General features: G+C 41.5%; 3 protein-coding genes. 1 reads left to right on the plus strand and 2 read right to left on the minus strand.

The genetic code is table 11. From position 1 onward, the window contains the following. A partial coding sequence (locus ACKPEB_RS07520; RefSeq protein WP_408964248.1) for a DUF1688 family protein occupies positions 1 to 855 on the plus strand: 855 nt, incomplete at its 5' end. A gap of 117 nt (positions 856 to 972) precedes the next feature. Here the strand turns inward: ACKPEB_RS07520 and fba are convergent. Together fba and ACKPEB_RS07530 are read right to left on the minus strand one after the other, a co-directional pair. After that, a complete protein-coding gene (fba, locus tag ACKPEB_RS07525; protein ID WP_408964249.1) occupies positions 973 to 2,052 on the minus strand; it encodes a class II fructose-bisphosphate aldolase in 1,080 nt (359 codons plus the stop codon). Between the two features lie 152 nt (positions 2,053 to 2,204). Further along, the coding region (locus ACKPEB_RS07530) for an HNH endonuclease (RefSeq protein WP_408964251.1) at positions 2,205 to 2,695 on the minus strand (491 nt) is incomplete at its 5' end.

Consider the following 2,695-nt stretch of genomic DNA (forward strand, 5'->3'; position numbering starts at 1 on the left):
ATTTGGCGACGTTCTGAAGGGTTAGCAATTGCTAGTTATCAAATGTTCTGTCAAGGTTTATTTTCCAGTGATCCTCAATATCCCTTTCAAGTAGATGCTGTTGGATTAATGAATTTAACAGCATCTCAATTAATCCAAGGATTTCAAGTTAATAATAATAATCCTTTAATTGGAATTCAAGGAAGATTAGAACTATTAAAAAAATTAGGTCAAACGTTATATCATTATCCTCATTTATTTGGAAACCAAAACCCTAGACCTGGAAAATTAGCCGATTATTTTTTAAGCCAAACCCAAGATCATCAACTCAGTGCAGTTACAGTTTTAAGTGCTATTTTAGAAGGATTAGGAGAAATTTGGCCGGGACGATTAACGATTCATCAGGTTAATTTAGGAGATGTTTGGTATTATCCAGGTTTGGAAGCCTTTGATTCACAATATCCCTTTGTTCCTTTTCATAAATTATCCCAATGGTTAACCTATTCTTTACTTGAACCTTTACAGAATTTAGGATTAGAAATTACGGATTTAGATCAATTAACCGGATTAGCCGAATATCGCAATGGTGGATTAAGCTTAGATTTAGGATTATTAGAATTAAAAGAACCCCATTTATCTGAAATTTTCCATAAACCAGATTCTACAATCATTATAGAATGGCGATCGCTAACCATCATTATACTCGATCAAATTGCTGAAATTATTCGCAAAAAATTAAACCTTACCTCTAGGGAATTTCCCTTAGTTAAAGTTTTACAAGGAGGAACCTGGAACGCTGGACGTGAAATCGCTAAACAACGCCGTTCTGATGGTTCTCCTCCCCTTAAATTAGACAGTGATGGAACTGTATTTTAACGAACTTGTAATTATTCCTAGAACATTTAGATTAAGGTCTAACGACTCAAAAACCTGGCTTCTCAGTAGAGAAAACCAGGTTTTTAAACCCTTTAGGTTAAAAATTGAGCGTTAAAATTAGACAGCAACAGCCGCTTTAGTCGAAGCGCTCAGTTCACCTTTAGCGTATTTGGCTGCAAATTCATCTAAAGTTTGAACTTTGATTTTGTCAGCATGACCCGCAGAACCGAATTGGTTATAACGATCCGCACAAACTTTCTTCATGTATTTGATAGAAGGTTTGAGGAAGTGACGAGGATCGAAGTTAGAAGGATCTTTAAACGCAGCTTCACGGAAGGCGGCGGTAATGGCTAAACGGTTGTCGGTATCGATATTGACTTTACGGACACCGCTCTTAATTCCTTTTTGGATTTCTTCCACAGGAACCCCGTAGGTTTCAGGGATTTTACCACCGTATTCATTGATCATCGCTAAGAGATCTTCAGGAACAGAAGAAGACCCGTGCATCACTAAGTGAGTATTGGGTAAGCGACGGTGAATTTCTTCAATGCGGCTAATAGCCAGAATTTCCCCGGTGGGTTTACGAGTAAACTTGTAAGCACCGTGACTGGTTCCGATGGCGATCGCTAAAGCATCAACTTGAGTGGCTTCCACGAACTCAACAGCTTGGTCAGGGTCAGTTAACAATTGTTCCATCGTTAACTTACCTTCTGCACCGTGACCATCTTCTTTGTCACCTTGCATGGTTTCGAGGGAACCTAAACAACCCAGTTCACCTTCAACGCTAACGCCAATGGAGTGAGCCACTTTCACCACTTCCGAGGTGACAGCCACGTTATATTCAAAGCTGGCAGGGGTTTTGCCATCAGCTTCGAGAGAGCCATCCATCATGACGCTAGTGAAGCCATGACGCATCGCAGAATAGCAGGTGGCGGGAGAGTTGCCGTGATCTTGGTGCATGGCAATGGGGATGTGGGGATAGGTTTCCACCGCCGCTAAAATCAGGTGACGCAGGAAGCTTTCACCTGCATATTGACGAGCACCGCGAGAAGCTTGCAGAATCACAGGGCTATTGGTTTCAGCCGCAGCCTGCATAATTGCTTGGATCTGCTCCATGTTGTTCACATTGTATGCAGGAAGTCCATAATCGTTTTCAGCCGCGTGATCCAGCAAAAGCCGCATGGGTACGAGCGCCATAAAATCTCCTCCTAAGTCGTTGTCTTGTAATTTTATTCCGAGACCGTCTTGCTTATTAGGGGTCGATGAGAGCTTTGCAACCCTCACCTCCCATTCAAAACCGTGCTTGCGACTTTCATCGCACACGGCTCCTAGTCTAATTGCCCGTTTTGTCAATCAGAACATCCGGTTTCTTTTGAGTTGTTTGACCCATCAGTTGCCGTTTTAATATCGTGACAGTGGCGATGCAGTAGTTGTAGGTTCTTATATTCATCTTTCCCACCTAGAGTTGTGGGTTGAATATGGTCGATTTCTACAATATCATCTGGGGTGAAATATTGACCACAGAGATTGCATTTACCTTTTTGTTTTTTAAGCAGAAATGCTACTCGTTTTGGGATATCGTGGGATGTATCCTTTCTTGTGCTCCAGTACGTCCAGTTTCCATCATAGGGTGATGCTTCAGGTCTAACAGTTACATGACGGGTAATAGGTGTTTCTGCATGGGTCAATAGTCTAAGACCTTCTTGTGTTTCAAAGCTCCATGCTCTATTGCCGTTTTTCTTGAAGTATTTAGTCAACTTCTTGTAACTTGCCTTTCCACATCTACTAACTGTCCATGCTCTTAATCTTTGCCATGTTACGTTGTCTAAGGAGGAAAATG

Source organism: Planktothrix sp. (assembly GCF_046067725.1).
In the GTDB taxonomy this organism is placed as follows: Bacteria; Cyanobacteriota; Cyanobacteriia; order Cyanobacteriales; family Microcoleaceae; genus Planktothrix.